Below are 15548 nucleotides of genomic sequence, written 5' to 3'. Positions count from 1 at the left end.
TGGGGCCGGCCGAAGGATCGATCTCTGGCCGGACCTTATCCACAAGACGAACGCTGATTGCAGCGGAGCCATGAAACCAAACGCGGCCGTGCGCGTCTTCTCAGCACGGCCCGCGTGATGGGCTGGCCTTCTTGAGGTGCCCGATGAAGATCCTGACTTCCTGCCTGGTCGCGGCCGTCCTCACCGCTGCCGCCGTTCCGGCCTTCGCTCAGGGCGGTTCGCCCTACAACAATTCGGGCTCGCAGGCCGGTGGCCCGCTCGCCGGCCAGCAGCGCGAGATGGGTGCTCCGGGCGGCGGCCCGGCCATGGGTGCCGCTCCGCGCGCGACCATGCAGCCGACCATGCGCAAGAAGCGCATGATGAAGCACCGCCGCATGCACCGTCACCACCACGCCCGCTGAGCCGAACCAGCCGGTTCAGCCTTTTTCCGGCGCGTTCGTCCGGCGGCTCAGGCCGCCCGGCGGGCGCGCCCTCGTGTTTTCGCCGTCCCTTGGACGGGACGCGTCTCTGCGGAGCCCCTGTCTCAGAACCCGCCGGTCCGCCACAGCGCGACTCCAGCCGCCACAAGCCCGGCGAGCCAGAGACCGGCGATCAGCGTCAGGGTGCGTCGGCGGCCCGAACTCGGCCGGTTGTCGTTGGCGGCGCGGCGCAGCCGGAGGGACGCGGCGGCGTAGCCGTGGGTGGCTGCTGCGATCGTGGCCGGGCGGGCGGGGGCGGTCTTGCGCAGGCTCGTCATGGCGATTCGTGCTCGTCCGACGACGATAGCACGAGGGCGAGACGAGCGTGAGCGCCCGAACGCCGCAAGCCGTCCGCGCGGCCCGATTTCGGGCGAGGTTTCAGGCAGGATTCCAGGCGAGATTTCAGGAGGGCAGCCGGATCGGGCGCGCGACGCTCCGGGGCGCGTGATCGTCGATCCAGTGCGGGCTGAGCACGGCGCCGTCCTCGGTGACGATCCAGGGCAAGGTCTCGGGATCGTCGGCGCGCGCCGCCGCCGCGAGGGCGGCGCGCAGGGTGGGGTAGCGGCGCATCTCCCGGGGGCCCGGCGCGGCCCGGGTGCCGTGCCACACCATCAGCCCGGCCGGACGCTCCATCTGCGGCTGCGACATCGTGCAACTCCTCTGGACCAAGCGAGGAGACACTGGCACGGCCGAGTTTTCGCGATGCTGGCCGGACGATTGCGGTTCGGTCATGAAGCGGGGGGAGGGCGGCGTCACGATTCCGCCGGCGCCTCGCGGTGCGGCCGCAGTTCCGGGGCGCCGAGTTCGGGCTCGGCCTCCGCCGCAGGCTCGGCCCGGCTCTCGGCCCGGCTGGTATCGATGAACAGGCGGGCCTCGCCCTCGCTGAGCCCCAGGCTGCGCAGGGCGTAGAGCGCCATGCCGAAGCCGACCTCGCGCTCGGCCATCAGCACCAGGCCGACCTTCTCCTCCTCGAGGTTGCGCCGCTCGGTGTCGCTGTGGGTGCGCACCACCGTGTCGATGCCCGGATTGGCCTCGCGGGCGATCTCGATCAGGCGGCGGGCCTGGTGCGCGTCCGGGCTCGCGACGACCAGCAGGCGCGCCCGCCCGATATCCGCCGCGTCGAGGATGCCGGTCGCGCCGGCATCGCCGAACACCGTCGCGATGCCGGCATTGCGCAGTTCTTCGACCCGGCGCCGGTCGCGCTCCACCACCACGAAGGGCAGCTCCCAGGCGGCGAGCGCCTTGCCGATGGCGCCGCCGACCCGGCCGTAGCCGATCACCACCGCGTGCCCCTCCCGGCCCCTGGCATGGGCGGAGACCGCGATGGCGCCGCCGCGATGCTCGAACCGGGCGGCGAGCGCCGGCTTGCCCTCGACGAAGTGGGCGAGCCGGCTCAAGGCGGCGAAGATCAGCGGGTTGAGGGTGATGGACAGGAGCGAGCCGGCCAGGATCAGGTCGCGGCCTTCCGGCGGCAGCAGCTTCAGGCCGATGCCGAGGCTCGCCAGGATGAACGAGAACTCGCCGATCTGGGCGAGGCTCGCCGCGATGGTCAGCGCCGTCGAGAGCGGATGGCGGAAGGCCAGCACGATGGCGACCGCCGCGAGCGACTTGCCGACCAGGATGATCGCCAGGGTGGCGAGCACGGCGAGCGGCTCGCGCAGCAGGATCGTCGGGTCGAACAGCATGCCGACGGAGACGAAGAACAGGACCGCGAAGGCGTCCTGGAGCGGCAGCGAATCCGCCGCGGCCTGGTGGCTGAGGTCGGATTCGGCGAGCACCATGCCGGCGAAGAAGGCGCCGAGCGCGAAGGAGACGCCGAACAGCTCCGCCGAGCCGTAGGCGATGCCGAGCGCGAGCGCCAGGACCGCCAGGGTGAACAATTCGCGCGAGCCGGTGCGGGCGGCCTGGTCGAGGAGCCAGGGCACCACCCGGCGGCCGCCGGCCAGCATCAGCCCGGCGAAGGCCGCCACCTTGGCGAAGGTCAGCCCGAGGGTGAGCCAGATGTTGCCGTCGCCGGCGATGCCGTGTGCCGCACCCGCGCTCTCGCCGCCGAGCGGCCCGGCGAGGGCCGGCAGCAGGACGAGGGCCAGCACCATCGCCAGATCCTCGACGATGAGCCAGCCGACGGCGATGCGGCCCTTGTCGGAATCGAGCAGGCTGCGCTCCTCCAGCGCCCGCAGCAGCACCACCGTCGAGGCGACCGAGAGGGCGAGGCCGAAGACGAGACCGGCGCCGAGGCCCCAGCCCCAGGCGACGCTGAGAGCCAGCCCCATCAGGGTGGCGACCGCGATCTGCACCACGGCGCCGGGCAGCGCGATGGCGCGCACCGACATCAGGTCGCCGATCGAGAAATGCAGGCCGACCCCGAACATCAGCAGGATCACGCCGATCTCGGCCAGCTGCCCGGCCAGTTCCGCGTTGCCGACGAAGCCCGGCGTGTGCGGCCCGACCGCGACGCCGGCGAGCAGATAGCCGACCAGGGGCGGCAGCTTCAGACGCTGCGCGAGCATGCCGCCGACGAACGCGAAGACGAGCCCGAGGGCGATGATGGCAATCAGCTCGGAGGCATGCGGCACGGTCGGGTCAGCTCCTTCGGATTCGGCATGCCGCCGGGGCGGCAATCTGAAGTCCGAAGTCTAGCAGCCTTTCCGGGTTCCCGCGGTGCTGCACCGCACGAAAAACCGCGGCAACATCCGGAAATCTCCCCGAAATCCTCGCGATGCCCGCGGGGCGGGGGGGCTCAGCGGCCCGCGGGCCGCCGGGCGGCGCCGGGCAGCCGCGGCAGGCTCGTGCGCAAGGTCGCGCCCGGCCGGGCGGCGAGCACGATGACGATCGCGCCGAGGGCGGCGGAGGTCATCACGAGGAGCTCGGTCGTGAACATGCGGCGGCCCTGGGGGTGAGCGGACGCCGCGTCGCGGCATTCGAAAACGGCGGGTTTGGCCGGATGGACGATTGCCGCCCGGCGTCGCTGCTCTAGCTCGCCGCGGGAGCGGCCGGCCATGTGACATCCCGCCGTGAGGCAGCATGTCCGCGTCGACCGCCCACGATTCCGACGCAATGGGCCGGCCTCTGGCGTCCGGCCGCGCGATGCGGCATCAGCGATGGACATCAGTGTCGTGCGCGGGTCGCACCGCCAGACGAGGGTATGCAGTATGAAGAAGGTCCTGACCGGGGCGCTCGTGGCCCTCGGCCTGTCGTCCGGAGCGGCGCTCGCCGCACCGAAAGACCCGAGCGGGACTTGGTTGACCGAGGACGGCCGGGCCCGCATCCGGATCGAGAAGTGTCCCGGCCGCGCCGACCGCATCTGCGGCTACGCCGTCTGGCTGAAGGTCCCCAACGACGACAAGGGCCAGCCGCGGGTCGACTTCAAGAACGCCGACGCCAAGAAGCGCAGCCGCCCCTCGCTCGGCCACCAGCTCATCATGGGGCTTAAACCCAACGCGGATAACCGTTACGAAGGGCAGATCTACAACGCCGACGACGGCAAGCTCTACGACGTCTCGATCTGGACCGAGGAGCCGGGCGAGCTCAACGTCCGCGGCTGCCTGATGGGCTTCCTGTGCGGCTCCCAGACCTGGACCCGCGCGAACGACACCGTGCCCGGTCAGCTCACCGCCGCGACCGGCGCCCCGAACGGCCCGCGGCCGGACCCCGAATGGGCCGCGGCCCCGAAGGCGCCTGCCCCCGCGGCTGCGGCCAAGCCGGCGCCGGCCGCCGCGCCCAAGCCGTAGCGCCCGAGCCGTAGCGTCGAAGCCGTAGCGCGGACCGGACCCGTCGTCCGTTCCATCATCGTCGCGACCTGTGCCGCTGCCTGCGGTGCGGGCGCCATGTCAGGGCATCCGCCGGTCGCGGCGGGTGCCTTTCTTTTTGCCTGCGGGTGCCATTCTTCTTGCACGACGATCGTCATGCACAGTCGCCGCCCCGCCGGATGCCTTTCTAAGTTGTGGAGTTTTCAGGTTGCATCAGTGGCAAGCCCGCCACCCACGAAGGAGGCTCGGCCGTCGCTCGCAACCTCACGTATTGTTTCTTTCAGATTGTGGCGTGCCGGCCTCTCCGGACGTTGCAACCCCACGGTCAAAGGCTTAGGCCATTGGTGGGATATAACCGTGAGATCAATCATTGCGCATATATTCCTTTTGCAACCGTCTGTAGGCAAATCAGAACTTCCCGTAAAAGCACCGGCTGTGAATCGAATGGCTGTCAGCGGTTGCCGGTTGTGGCTCTCTACTCGCGGGACAAAATTTTTCATTGACTGTTAGGAAATTTGGCGACATGTGCAAAGAAGTATTCCAAAAAGGGGGCCTTCATGAACGACGACGACCAGGCGCCGAGCTCGCATCTGATCAATCTTTCGGCGGACATCGTGTCGGCCTACGTGTCGAAGAACTCGGTGCCGGTCGGGGATCTGGCGAGCCTGATCGCCGCGGTGCACGCCTCCCTCGAACGCGTCGCCGCACCGCCGGCGCCCGAGCCCGAGAAGCCCACGCCGCCGGTGCCGATCCGCAAGACCGTCACGCCGGACTACATCGTCAGCCTGGAGGACGGTAAGCCCTACAAGTCGCTCAAGCGGCACCTGACCACCCGCGGTCTCTCGCCCGACCAGTACCGCCAGAAGTGGGGCCTGCCGCACGATTACCCGATGGTCGCCGCGACCTATGCCGCCCAGCGCTCGGAACTCGCCAAGAGCCTCGGCCTCGGCCAGATCCGGCGCGACCGCGCGGCGGCCGCCCGGCTCGCGGCGGAGACGAGCCATGCGGGCGGCGAGCAGGCCCCGGCCCGTCGGGGTCGCCCGCGCAAGGGCGAGTAATACCAACGGTCGTTGAAAACGACCTTTGGTTCCGTTCTCGAATTTTCGCCAAGCCTCTGGCTTGGTGTCGAAAATTCGAGATGGTTCAACGGCACGATGCGTCAGCATCTTGGGCCGTTGGTATAATCGAGGAGAGTGATGCCGTGTCCGGAAGACGACCTCTGAAAACGGCATCACAAGCCCATGCGGCGGAGCTTCTGGCTCGACACACCTGAGCCAAGGCAAAATCCGGACGGCGTGCGTCCGGGCCTCGCCGCCATCGCGACGACAGGCGCTGGAAGCCGCTCCCCCGGGGGCGAGGGGCCAGCGCCTTTTTTTATGGGGTAGGGGTGCCTCGGCGCGCCCGTGGCGATCTGACGTCCCGAGTTCCAATCCGGCATCGGGCTTTGCAGGGTTTCCTGTCGAAGAAAACCCTTTCCGAGGAAACCCGCTCCATCGCGTGCGAGGGCGTCCGCCGATAGGATCGCCGGCCTCGGGCACGAACTCTTGTTGAAAGGAGCGCCCCGACGACGAAAACCCCCGCCCGGCAGTCGTACGCCGCGAGCGGCGCCGGACCCGGCGAGGGCTGAAACGACCGGGGCGGTCCCCCGGACGGGGACCGCGACATCGGCTCGATCGGTTTGCGCGCAGGCTTACTTGCGGCGCGCCTTGCGGGCGGCATAGCGGGCGTCGCGGGCGGCCTTGCGCTCCAGCTCCTCGGCGGCCTCGCGCTCGGCGGCCTCGGCGGCCTCGCGCTCGGCGCGGGCCTTGGCCTCCGCCGCCTCGGCGGCCAGGCGCTCGGCCTCCGCCTGCTTGGCGGCCTCGCGCTCGGCGGCGCGGGCGGCACGGGCCTCGGCGATCTTCTGGCGCTCGGCCAGGCGGGCCTGGACCTCGGGGTCGTCGGCGGCGGGCTTGGCCCGGAACTTCTCCAGCAGGGCCTTCTTCGCGTCCGCGGACGTGCTCCGCCGATCGTTGAAGTTCTGGTCCTTGAAGCCGGCCATCGTGTTCGTCTCGTCGTCCTGCGTGCGAAGGCGCGCCTGGTCGTCAGGGCCGCGCCGGGATCCGTCATGGGCTGTCCGGCTCCCGCTGAGCTGAGCGAGGGGCCGTCGGAACGTGCTCTAGCGCCGACCGCGTCCGGTTTCAAAGCCAAAGACGCCGCGGCCGGCGGAAGAGAGGGCCGGAACCTCGCCCGATCGGTGCAAAACGCCTGGCCTGGGGGAGGGGATTGTCAAGGTTTCCCCGGCACCCTCGCGGGGTGTGGCGGCCCCTCGCCGGAGGATATCTCATGCGTGCGATCGTCCTCGACGATGCCGAGCTCAACAACCTCCTGATGCTCGAGGCGCTGCGGCCGATCGCGGGGTGCCGGCCGCAGAGCTTCACGCGGCCGGCCGACGCCCTCGCTTTCGCGGAGGCGCATGCCGACGAGATCGGCATCGTCCTGACCGATTTCGAGATGCCTGGGATGGACGGGCTCGCGGTCATCCGGGCCTTGCGGGCGCTGCCGGGCTTCGCCCATGTGCCGATCGTGATGGTGACGAGCTTCGACCAGCGGGCGCTCCGCCGCTCGGCGCTCGAGGCCGGTGCGACCGACTTCGTCAACAAGCCCTGCGACCCGGTCGAGATCCGGGCCCGCGTCACCAACCTTCTGGCGCTCCGCCGCGCCCACAAGGCGGAGGCCGCGCAATCGGCCCGGCTCGCCCAGGAGGTCGCCGCCGCGGTGGCCCTGGTCGAGGCGCGCGAGCGCGAGATCGTCACCGTGCTGATGCGCGCGGCCGAGCACCGCGACACCGATACCGGCGACCACGTCGCCCGGGTGGCGAACTACACGGTGCTGATCGCCGAGGCGATGGGCCTGCCGCCCGAGCAAATCCGGCTGATCAGCCTGGCCTCGACGATGCACGATGTCGGCAAGATCGCGATTCCCGACGCGATCCTGCTCAAGCCCGGTCCCCTGACCCCGGAGGAGCGCCGGGAGATGGAGCGGCATGCCGAGCGCGGCGCCCGCATCCTGGCCAACAGCTCGTCCGACGTGGTCCGGCTCGCCGCCGAGATCGCCGTGAGCCACCACGAGCGCTGGGACGGCAAGGGCTATCCCAACGGTCTGGCCGGCGAGGCGATCCCGCTGCCCGGCCGCATCGTCGCGGTCGCGGACGTGTTCGACGCTCTCACCAGCGACCGGCCCTACAAGCGCGCCTGGAGCCTGGAGGACACCCACGCCTTCCTGCTGCGCGAGGCGGGCGGGCATTTCGACCCAGGCGTCGTCGCGGCCTTCCTGTCGCGCTGGGACGCCGTCGCGGATCTGGTCGGCCGCGCCGCCAGCCGGGCCGCCTGAGCGCTCAGGCCGTGACCATCGGCGGGATTGTGACCAGCGAGATGACGGACGAGCCGATCGCCGTGAGCGAGCCGGGCCAGAACCGGGGTTTACGCGCCCGGGTGATCGGCCTCGCGGAGGAGCCGGCCCCTCCGCCGCACGGGTCCGGACGGGCCGGCGGCGGCCTGCGGAGCGCGGACTCGGACACGGCCGGGCCGGGCCCGCTCCCAAGAGGCCCGCTCCCAAGAGGACCGCTCACAAGCGCGGGACGCCTGGGCCTGCGGCGGCGCAAGACGCCCGTCGGTGCCCCGTCTCGCCCGCGAGGTCCTTTTCCCTGGCCGCGTCCCGCCAGACCCGACCCTGTGCAGCCTGCTTCCGCCGAGCCCGCTTCCGCCAACCCCGCTCCGGCCGAGGCCGGTCCCGTGGCGCCTGCGCCCTCGGCGCCGTCCCGTAGCCTCGCCGCGCGCCTGAGCCGGGTGGTGCTCGGCGCGGTGATCGTCGCGCTGGCCGCCGGCACCCTGATCGGCGCCTGGCAGGAGACGAACCGCTACGCCGCCGACACGCGCCGGTCGCTGAAGAGCCTCGCCAGCGTCTTCGCCGCCGCCGCAGCCGGGGCGGCGGCGGCCGACGATGTGCCGGGCGCCCACGCGGCCCTGCGGGCGATCGCCCAGGTGAGGGACATCGTCTATGCCGGCCTGACCCGGATGGACGGCTCGGCCCTCGCCGAGCAGGGCATGGGCCTGCGGCTCGCCGACGACCTCGACCTCGACAAGGAGGACATCAGCCCGCTCGCCCTCGTCCTCACCCGCACCGTGAAGGTGAGCGTGCCGGTGGTGGAGAATACCCGCACCGTCGGGCGGGTCACGCTGATCGCCGACAACGCCACCCTCGTCGAGCGGCTCCGGGCCGTGGTGATCAACGCCCTCCTGACGGCGGCGCTCGCCATGGCGGTCGGCTCCGCCGTGGCCTGGCGCCTCGGCCGCGCCCTGACCCGGCCGCTCACCGCGCTCGCCCGCACCATGGACGCGGTGCGCGAACACCACGATTACGACCGTCACGCCGTCCTGCCGGTGGGGGCCTCCTCCGGCGACGAGGTCGGCCGGCTGGCGACGAGCTTCAACGGCCTGATCGACGCGGTGCGCGAGCGCGACCGCCGCCTGATCGCGCATCAGGGCCGGCTGGAGCAGGAGGTGAGCGACCGCACCCTCGACCTCAGCGAGGCCAAGGAGGCGGCCGAGGCCGCCAACAGCGCCAAGTCGTTGTTCCTGGCCACGATGAGCCACGAGATCCGCACGCCGATGAACGGCATGCTGGTGATGGCCGAGCTGCTCGCCGCCGCCGAGCTGCCGGCGCGCCAGCGCCGCTACGCCGAGGTGATCGCCCGCTCGGGGCAGAGCCTCCTGGCGATCATCAACGACATCCTGGACTTCGCCAAGGTCGAGGCCGGCAAGCTCACCCTGGAGCGCATCGCCCTCGACCCTGCCGAGGTCGCCGACACCGTGGTGACGCTGTTCGGCGAGCGGGCCCGGGCCAAGGGGCTCGACCTCGCGGCGATCGTCGGGCCGGACGTGCCGCGGGCGATCCACGGCGATCCGGTCCGCCTCGGCCAGGTGCTGGGCAACTTCGTCAACAACGCCCTCAAGTTCACCGAGGCCGGCCACGTCCTGGTGAGGATCGAGACGCTGGACCAGGGTGGAGCCTTGCGCCTGAGCGTCGCCGACACCGGCATCGGCATCCCGGCCGAGACCCTGCCGACGATCTTTTCCGCCTTCTCGCAGGCCGACGGTTCGACCACCCGGCGCTTCGGCGGCACCGGCCTCGGCCTGTCGATCGCCGAGCGGCTCGTCGCCGCCATGGGCGGGCGGATCGGGGTCGAGAGCGAGGTCGGCCGCGGCTCGACCTTCTGGGCCGAGATCCCCCTCGACGTCGTCACGGCGGCCGAGCCGGTGTCGCGCCGCGGCGGGATCGTGCCGGCGGTGGTCGTCGCGGTGTCGGGCGAGGCCACCGGGCTCGCCCTGACGGAGGGCCTGCTGGCCGCCGGCTTCGCGCCGGGGGAGGCGGGGGAGGGCGCCCATCACCTCGTCGAGGCCCGCGACCTCGCCCGGGCCGGGCGCCGTCCGGCCGGGGCCGGCCGCGTCGTCGCCATCGCGCCGATGGGCGAGCCGAGCGGCGCCGCGGTGCTCTCGTCGCACCTCGCCGACGCCCTGCTGCGCTGGCCGCTGGCCCAGGGCGAGTGGCGCCCGGCGCTGGCGGCGCTGGCGACCGGCGGCACCTTCACGGGCATCGGCGCCGAGGCCGGGCCGGTCGCCACCCTGCCGCGCTTCCCCGCCGCCCGGGTGCTCGTCGCCGACGACAACCCGGTCAACCGCGAGGTCGCGGTCGAGGCGCTGGGCCGCCTCGGCGTCACCTCGGTCGTCACCGTGGAGGACGGGTTCCAGGCGCTCGAGGCGGCGCGCGATGGCGGGTTCGACCTGATCCTGATGGACGGCTCGATGCCGGGCCTCGACGGCTTCGACGCCGCACGGGCGATCCGGCAATGGGAGACGGCGGAGGGTGCGGCCCGCATCCACATCGTGGCGGCCACCGCCCATGTCGTCGGCACCGCGGCCGGGGCCTGGCGCGAGGCCGGCATGGACGGCGTGCTCGCCAAGCCCTTCACCCTAACCGATCTCGCCCGCACGCTGGCCCTGGCCCTGGGGACGAGCGGCGACATGAACGCGTCCGCGGATCCGGCCGAGATCCCGCAGACCCGCGATGCGGCACCGGCGGCGCTCCTCGATCCCGATACCCTGGCCGGGCTCTCCGAGATGGCCGAGGGCTCCGGCTCCGCCTTCGTCGAGCGGGTACTCGGGCTGTTCGCCGCCCATGGGCCCGACGGCCTGGCGGCCTTGCGGGCGGCGACCGACGCCGAGGCCGCGGGCCGGGCGGCGCACGGGCTCAAGTCGATGAGCCTCAATGTCGGCGCCGCGGCCCTGGCCTCGCACCTGCGCGAGATCGAGCACGCGGCCAGGGTCGAGGGGCGGGTGCCGGACGGGGCGACGCTGGGGCCGCTCGACGGTCTGCTGACCGACAGCATCGCGGCGCTCTACGGGCATTTCGGGCTGGATCGTCCAGCGCCCGCGTTGCGCGATGCGGCCTGATCTTCAGGACATCACGTCGCGCATCCCCGGACCCATCCGGCGCCTCGCGGCGTTACCGTCGTCAGCCGCGGCCACGCTCGCCGCGCGACGGGAGCTTTTGAACACATGGCTCATGAGAGCAGCGGCGCGATCTACACCGCCGCCGGCGCCAACCTGGCGATCGCCGTGGCGAAGTTCGTCGGCGCCTTCCTCACCGGCTCGAGCGCCATGCTGGCCGAGGGCGTCCACTCGGTGGTCGACACCGCCAACCAGCTCCTGCTGCTCGTCGGGCTGAAGCGGGCGCAGAAGCCGGCGGATGCCCGTTTCCCGTTCGGTTACGGCCGCGAAGTCTATTTCTACGCCTTCCTGGTGGCCCTGCTGATCTTCCTCGGCGGCGGCGCCTTCGCGGTCTACGAGGGCATCCACAAGCTCCAGCATCCCGAGCCCGCGGCGGACGCGGTGATCTTCGGGCGGACCATCCCGGGCTTCTACGTGAACCTCGCGATCCTCGGCTTCGCGGTCGCGGCGGAAGGGTTCTCCTGCTTCGTCGCCCTCAAGGCGTTCTGGGGCGAGAAGGGCCGGCTGCCGCCGATCACCGCGATCCGCCGCAGCAAGGACCCGGCTCTGTTCACCGTGCTGGTCGAGGACGTGGCGGCCCTGACCGGTCTCGTCGTGGCGCTCTCCGGCGTGATCCTGGCCGAGATCCTGGAAAAACCCGCCTTCGACGGCATCGCCTCGATCGTGATCGGGTTGATCCTGATCGGAATGGCGATCTTCCTGATGATCGAGACCCACGGCCTGCTCGTCGGGGAGGCGGCGGAGCCCGCGCTGGTCGCCGGCCTCCACGAGATCGTGCGGTCCGAGTCGGGGGTGCAGCACGTCAACGAGGTGCTGACGCAGCATCTCGGTCCCGCCGACATCCTGGTCAATGTCAGCCTCGACATGGACGACCGGCTCAGCGGCGGCGAGATCGAGCGCCTGGTCGGCCACCTGGAGACGCGGATGAAGGCCTTGAGCCCCAAGGTCCGGCGCGTCTTCATCGAGATCCAGTCCCGTCACGATGCGGCGGCGCGGCAGCCGGACAGGGTGGCCTGATCCATCGTCGGCCCGCCGCGCGACGCCCAGGGCCGACCGCTGCCGGCGGCCGGCCCTGCGACAGATATCGTGATCGTGGCTCCGCGCTCAGAAGCCGGCTCTCGATAGATTTTTATGCAATTATTGGCAACAAAAATTCGAAAATTGCAACCTTGGGTATATTACGGTTGATTGTATCGCGGTGAAATCCACAAGAACTACCTCATTTGATCGCTACGTTGCTGTTGCCAGCTTGCGGGATGGCCTGAGACTTGCCACCAAGTCTCAGGGACCGACGATCGCGCCGACGGACTTGGATAGCGGACGGCCCTCAAGAAGACCGAGTGGCGGCACGGTGCCGGACCGGCTCGCTGCGACGCCTCCGTCCACCACACTCTCGAAGCGGAAATCCTATGATGTCAGACGTGGATACTCACGATCAGGAGCCGGGCGAAATCGTCATGCTCACGGCCGATATCGTGTCGGCCTACGTGTCGAAGAACTCGGTGCCGGTCGGGGAGCTCGGCAGCCTGATCGCGGCGGTGCACGCCTCCCTCGAACGCGTCGCCGCACCGCCGGCGCCCGAGCCCGAGAAGCCCACGCCGCCCGTCCCGATCCGCAAGACCGTCACGCCGGACTACATCATCAGCCTGGAGGACGGTAAGCCCTACAAGTCGCTCAAGCGGCACCTGACCACCCGCGGTCTCTCGCCCGACCAGTACCGCCAGAAGTGGGGCCTGCCGCACGATTACCCGATGGTCGCCGCGACCTATGCCGCCCAGCGCTCGGAACTCGCCAAGAGTTCGGGCCTCGGCCAGCAGCGCAAGAACCGCGGGCGGTAAGGGGTTCGGCCCGTCGCCCGGCCCCGGGCACGGACCACGCCCTCCTGGGAGGGCGCCCCGACTTGGGCGGGCATTCTCCTTTGCCCTCCCAGGCGGGCTGTCCGGTGAAAGAAAAAGCGCAGGTTCGCCCTCTCCCCGCGGGCGGGGAGAGGGCTGAGCTCCGAAGGGGCTCGGGGAGCCCGAAGGGCGGCGGTGAGGGGGTGTTTCCGGAAGAGCCTCTCTCGTCGAGACCCCCTCACCCTCGCTTCGGCTGCGCCTCCGCTGGCTGATCCCCTTGGACAGGGGATCAGCCCTCTCCCCGCCCGCGGGGAGAGGAGATTCCTCCGCCTTTTCTTTTCCGGGCAAGCCCTGCTCCCACCGGGATAGGATCTCTGCAACCGTCCAGCGCGACACCGTGGCCGGCCCCCTGCCGGAACGGACCCGGTCCCCGCATCGCGGCGTGCCACGTTCACCCGGCCCCGGTGCTCGCGGATGCAGAGCCGCCCCATGCCCGAGACCAGACATGGCAAAACCGGGCCCCGGCCAAAGCCGATCCCGGTTTCATCCCATCAAATTCAGGATCCAACCAAACGGAAGTTTGGTGGAGCTGAGGGGATTCGAACCCCTGACCTCCGCAGTGCGATTGCGGCGCTCTCCCATCTGAGCTACAGCCCCGCCGTAAGCGGGCATATGTCATATCGCCGAGGCGATGTCACTACCCAAGTGGCTCCGTCACCACCTGCCCCGCCACCCTGCCAACCCTGCGTTAATCACGCTGGGCAGGCCTGGTGGAGCTGAGGGGATTCGAACCCCTGACCTCCGCAGTGCGATTGCGGCGCTCTCCCATCTGAGCTACAGCCCCGTCCGAGGCGGGTGCCTTGTAGGCCGGCCCTTCTCAGCCTGTCAATTCCCTTGGTGGGCCCGCCGCGATGCGATTGCGCGCGGGGTGCCCCGGGGCTCGCACGGACCACGCATGCGCTCGATTCTCTGGCTCATCGACAACATCATCACGCTCTACGTGTACCTGCTCATCGCCAGCGCCGTGCTGAGCTGGCTGGTGGCCTTCAACGTGGTCAACGTGCGCAACCCGATCGTGTCGCAGATCGGGGAGTTCCTGTTCCGGGTGACCGAGCCGGCCCTGCGGCCGATCCGGCGCATCCTGCCGAATCTCGGCGGCATCGACATCTCGCCGATCATCCTGGTCCTCGGCCTGTTCTTCCTGCGCAACCTGATGTTCGAGCTCTTCGCCGGCATGGCGTAAGAGCCTCGGCGTAGAACGGCCATGAGCAGCCCGCCCTGGCGGGTCACCCCGACGGGACTCGAGGTCCGGGTCCGGGCCACCCCGCGGGGCGGGCGCGACGCCCTCGACGGCATCGAGATCCGGGACGACGGCGCCTCCGTGTTGAAGGTCCGGGTCCGGGCGGCACCGGAGGACGGCGCCGCCAACGCGGCGATCCGGGACGTGCTGCGGCGCGCCCTCGACCTCCCGGCCTCCGCGGTGGCGCTCGCCACCGGGGCCACCGCGCGGATCAAGCTGTTTCGCATCGCCGGCGACGGGCCGGTCCTGGCGGCCCGGCTCGACGGCCTGACCCATGGACCGCCCAAGGGCGCACTGTCCAAGGACGGGGCTTGACCGCCGGGCGGGGCTGCCCCTCAGATCGCCGGAAGCGGCCGGTTCGTCCGGCCCGACACCACCAGAGCCTGCCGGACGCGTCACCGCGCCCGGCAGGCTCTCGCACGAGAGCCGTAGCGCGAGACGAGGGGCGACGATGAAGACCAATCCGGGCCGTTTCTTCGAGGATTTCCGCCTCGGGGAGACCATCCGCCACGCCACGCCGCGCACGATCACCACCGGCGACGTGGCGCTCTACACCGCGCTCTACGGCCCACGCTTCGCGGTGCAATCCTCCGACGCCTTCGCGGCGGCCTTCGGCTACGCCCGGGCTCCCCTCGACGACCTGCTGGTCTTCCACGTCGTGTTCGGCAAGACGGTGCCGGACATCTCGCTCAACGCGGTCGCCAATCTCGGCTACGCGGAAGGGCGCTTCCTGCGCCCGGTCTATCCGGGCGAGACCCTGAACTCGGTCTCCGAGGTCATCGGCCTCAAGGAGAGCTCGAACCGCCAGACCGGCGTCGTCTATGTCCGCTCCACCGGCTATGACGCGCACGGCGAGGCGGTGCTGAGCTATTGCCGCTGGGTGCTGGTGCGCAAGCGCGACCCCGAGGCCAAGATCGCCGAGGAGGCGGTGCCGAGCCTCGCCAAGGCGGTGGCGCCGGAGGAGCTGGCCGCCGCCCTGCCGCCCCTGAACGCGCAAGGTTACGATCTCGGCCTCGCCGGCAGCCCGTACCGCTTCGGCGACTACCAGGTCGGCGAGCGCATCGACCACGTCGACGGCATGACCGTCGAGGAGGCCGAGCACCAGATCGCCACCCGGCTGTTCCAGAACACCGCCAAGGTCCATTTCGACGGCTTTGCGGCCAAGGACACCCGATTCGGCAAGCGACTGATCTATGGCGGCCACGTCATCTCGCTCGCCCGCGCCTTGAGCTTCAACGGGCTCGGCAACGCCTTCTCGATCGCCGGCATCAATGCCGGGCGCCACGTCGCGCCGCTGTTTGCCGGCGACACGGTCTATGCCTGGAGCGAGGTGGCGGCGGTGGCCGAGCTTCCCGGGCGCAGCGATGTCGGGGCGCTGCGCCTGCGCACCGTCGCCACCAAGAACCAGTCCTGCGCCACCCATCCGGACAAGGTCGGGGACGCCACCGACCCGGCGGTCATCCTCGACCTCGATTACTGGGTGCTGATGCCGCGCTGAGCGCATCGCGGGGGGGCGTCGTCCGGCGAAGTCGAAGGCTTTGCCGGGCGACGAAGATTGGCTTTGCCCTTACGCCAGGACGCCGCCTGGCGACCGCGACCACTCACACAGGCGGAACGCTCGGACAAGCGGGCAAGCATCTCTCAACCCTAACGTAACGTCT

General features: G+C 70.7%; 15 protein-coding genes and 2 tRNA genes. 10 read left to right on the top strand and 7 right to left on the bottom strand.

Going from position 1 to position 15548, the window contains the following annotated elements; all coding sequences use genetic code 11:
• Positions 1 to 143: 143 nt before the first annotated feature.
• Positions 144 to 401 carry a hypothetical protein gene (locus AC3AOF_RS04170; protein WP_165090534.1) on the top strand — a complete coding sequence of 86 codons (258 nt, stop codon included), beginning with the start codon at positions 144 to 146 and terminating at the stop codon, positions 399 to 401.
• 122 nt (positions 402 to 523) lie between these two features.
• Here the strand turns inward: AC3AOF_RS04170 and AC3AOF_RS04165 are convergent, their stop codons facing one another.
• From AC3AOF_RS04165 to AC3AOF_RS04150, 4 genes are all read right to left on the bottom strand, one after another.
• Positions 524 to 736, bottom strand: coding sequence for a hypothetical protein (locus AC3AOF_RS04165; RefSeq protein ID WP_488347756.1), 213 nt, complete (start codon positions 734 to 736; stop codon positions 524 to 526).
• A gap of 124 nt (positions 737 to 860) precedes the next feature.
• The gene (locus AC3AOF_RS04160; RefSeq protein ID WP_442919317.1) at positions 861 to 1106 is read right to left on the bottom strand and encodes a hypothetical protein; all 246 of its coding nucleotides are present in this window, start codon (positions 1104 to 1106) and stop codon (positions 861 to 863) included.
• 104 nt (positions 1107 to 1210) lie between these two features.
• Positions 1211 to 3034: a cation:proton antiporter domain-containing protein gene (locus tag AC3AOF_RS04155; protein WP_236991963.1), complete on the bottom strand. Its 1824-nt coding sequence runs from the start codon at positions 3032 to 3034 to the stop codon at positions 1211 to 1213.
• A 164-nt stretch (positions 3035 to 3198) separates the two neighbouring features.
• Complete coding sequence (locus AC3AOF_RS04150) at positions 3199 to 3339, bottom strand: hypothetical protein (RefSeq protein WP_236991964.1); 141 nt, start codon at positions 3337 to 3339, stop codon at positions 3199 to 3201.
• Positions 3340 to 3610: 271 nt separating this feature from the next.
• On the opposite strand from AC3AOF_RS04150, the gene AC3AOF_RS04145 reads away from it, so the two are divergent.
• Both AC3AOF_RS04145 and AC3AOF_RS04140 read left to right on the top strand, forming a co-directional pair.
• The gene (locus AC3AOF_RS04145) at positions 3611 to 4189 is read left to right on the top strand and encodes a DUF2147 domain-containing protein (protein ID WP_236991965.1); all 579 of its coding nucleotides are present in this window, start codon (positions 3611 to 3613) and stop codon (positions 4187 to 4189) included.
• A 575-nt stretch (positions 4190 to 4764) separates the two neighbouring features.
• Complete coding sequence (locus tag AC3AOF_RS04140; RefSeq protein ID WP_236991966.1) at positions 4765 to 5265, top strand: Ros/MucR family transcriptional regulator; 501 nt, start codon at positions 4765 to 4767, stop codon at positions 5263 to 5265.
• 632 nt (positions 5266 to 5897) lie between these two features.
• Here AC3AOF_RS04140 and AC3AOF_RS04135 read toward each other — a convergent pair.
• Complete coding sequence (locus AC3AOF_RS04135; RefSeq protein WP_488347755.1) at positions 5898 to 6245, bottom strand: DUF6481 family protein; 348 nt, start codon at positions 6243 to 6245, stop codon at positions 5898 to 5900.
• 284 nt (positions 6246 to 6529) lie between these two features.
• Between AC3AOF_RS04135 and AC3AOF_RS04130 the strand changes: the two genes are divergently transcribed.
• From AC3AOF_RS04130 to AC3AOF_RS04115, 4 genes are all read left to right on the top strand, one after another.
• The gene (locus AC3AOF_RS04130; protein ID WP_488347754.1) at positions 6530 to 7576 is read left to right on the top strand and encodes an HD-GYP domain-containing protein; all 1047 of its coding nucleotides are present in this window, start codon (positions 6530 to 6532) and stop codon (positions 7574 to 7576) included.
• 401 nt (positions 7577 to 7977) lie between these two features.
• A complete protein-coding gene (locus tag AC3AOF_RS04125) occupies positions 7978 to 10695 on the top strand; it encodes a hybrid sensor histidine kinase/response regulator (RefSeq protein WP_488347753.1) in 2718 nt (905 codons plus the stop codon).
• Positions 10696 to 10800: 105 nt separating this feature from the next.
• On the top strand, positions 10801 to 11769 hold the full coding sequence (locus AC3AOF_RS04120) for a cation diffusion facilitator family transporter (RefSeq protein WP_488347752.1): 969 nt from the start codon (positions 10801 to 10803) through the stop codon (positions 11767 to 11769).
• A 440-nt stretch (positions 11770 to 12209) separates the two neighbouring features.
• Entirely contained in the window at positions 12210 to 12590 is a 381-nt protein-coding gene (locus AC3AOF_RS04115) for a Ros/MucR family transcriptional regulator (RefSeq protein WP_272913299.1), read from the top strand.
• A gap of 578 nt (positions 12591 to 13168) precedes the next feature.
• On the opposite strand, the gene AC3AOF_RS04110 is transcribed toward AC3AOF_RS04115, so the two are convergent.
• Positions 13169 to 13244, bottom strand: a tRNA-Ala gene (locus AC3AOF_RS04110).
• Between the two features lie 111 nt (positions 13245 to 13355).
• Positions 13356 to 13431, bottom strand: a tRNA-Ala gene (locus tag AC3AOF_RS04105).
• 111 nt (positions 13432 to 13542) lie between these two features.
• Between AC3AOF_RS04105 and AC3AOF_RS04100 the strand changes: the two genes are divergently transcribed.
• The 3 genes from AC3AOF_RS04100 (at position 13543) to AC3AOF_RS04090 (ending at position 15385) form a co-directional block, all read left to right on the top strand.
• Positions 13543 to 13830, top strand: a complete 288-nt coding sequence (locus AC3AOF_RS04100; protein ID WP_203156030.1) for a YggT family protein — start codon at positions 13543 to 13545, stop codon at positions 13828 to 13830.
• 21 nt (positions 13831 to 13851) lie between these two features.
• Positions 13852 to 14202: a DUF167 family protein gene (locus AC3AOF_RS04095; protein ID WP_488347751.1), complete on the top strand. Its 351-nt coding sequence runs from the start codon at positions 13852 to 13854 to the stop codon at positions 14200 to 14202.
• A 136-nt stretch (positions 14203 to 14338) separates the two neighbouring features.
• Entirely contained in the window at positions 14339 to 15385 is a 1047-nt protein-coding gene (locus AC3AOF_RS04090) for a MaoC family dehydratase (protein ID WP_488347750.1), read from the top strand.
• The last annotated feature ends 163 nt before the right edge of the window (positions 15386 to 15548 follow it).

It is taken from the genome of Methylobacterium sp. 142-1Y, from assembly GCF_057747795.1.
This window is presented reverse-complemented; position numbering and strand designations above follow the sequence as displayed.

Excerpts from the sequence above, each read along its gene's own strand:
- AC3AOF_RS04165 (WP_488347756.1), bottom strand. The coding sequence starts at position 736 with ATGACGAGCCTGCGCAAGACCGCCCCCGCCCGCCCGGCCACGATCGCA.
- AC3AOF_RS04130 (WP_488347754.1), top strand. The coding sequence starts at position 6,530 with ATGCGTGCGATCGTCCTCGACGATGCCGAGCTCAACAACCTCCTGATG.
- AC3AOF_RS04150 (WP_236991964.1), bottom strand. The coding sequence starts at position 3,339 with ATGTTCACGACCGAGCTCCTCGTGATGACCTCCGCCGCCCTCGGCGCG.
- AC3AOF_RS04170 (WP_165090534.1), top strand. The coding sequence starts at position 144 with ATGAAGATCCTGACTTCCTGCCTGGTCGCGGCCGTCCTCACCGCTGCC.
- AC3AOF_RS04115 (WP_272913299.1), top strand. The coding sequence starts at position 12,210 with ATGCTCACGGCCGATATCGTGTCGGCCTACGTGTCGAAGAACTCGGTG.
- AC3AOF_RS04100 (WP_203156030.1), top strand. The coding sequence starts at position 13,543 with ATGCGCTCGATTCTCTGGCTCATCGACAACATCATCACGCTCTACGTG.
- AC3AOF_RS04120 (WP_488347752.1), top strand. The coding sequence starts at position 10,801 with ATGGCTCATGAGAGCAGCGGCGCGATCTACACCGCCGCCGGCGCCAAC.
- AC3AOF_RS04135 (WP_488347755.1), bottom strand. The coding sequence starts at position 6,245 with ATGGCCGGCTTCAAGGACCAGAACTTCAACGATCGGCGGAGCACGTCC.
- AC3AOF_RS04095 (WP_488347751.1), top strand. The coding sequence starts at position 13,852 with ATGAGCAGCCCGCCCTGGCGGGTCACCCCGACGGGACTCGAGGTCCGG.
- AC3AOF_RS04145 (WP_236991965.1), top strand. The coding sequence starts at position 3,611 with ATGAAGAAGGTCCTGACCGGGGCGCTCGTGGCCCTCGGCCTGTCGTCC.
- AC3AOF_RS04140 (WP_236991966.1), top strand. The coding sequence starts at position 4,765 with ATGAACGACGACGACCAGGCGCCGAGCTCGCATCTGATCAATCTTTCG.
- AC3AOF_RS04160 (WP_442919317.1), bottom strand. The coding sequence starts at position 1,106 with ATGTCGCAGCCGCAGATGGAGCGTCCGGCCGGGCTGATGGTGTGGCAC.
- AC3AOF_RS04090 (WP_488347750.1), top strand. The coding sequence starts at position 14,339 with ATGAAGACCAATCCGGGCCGTTTCTTCGAGGATTTCCGCCTCGGGGAG.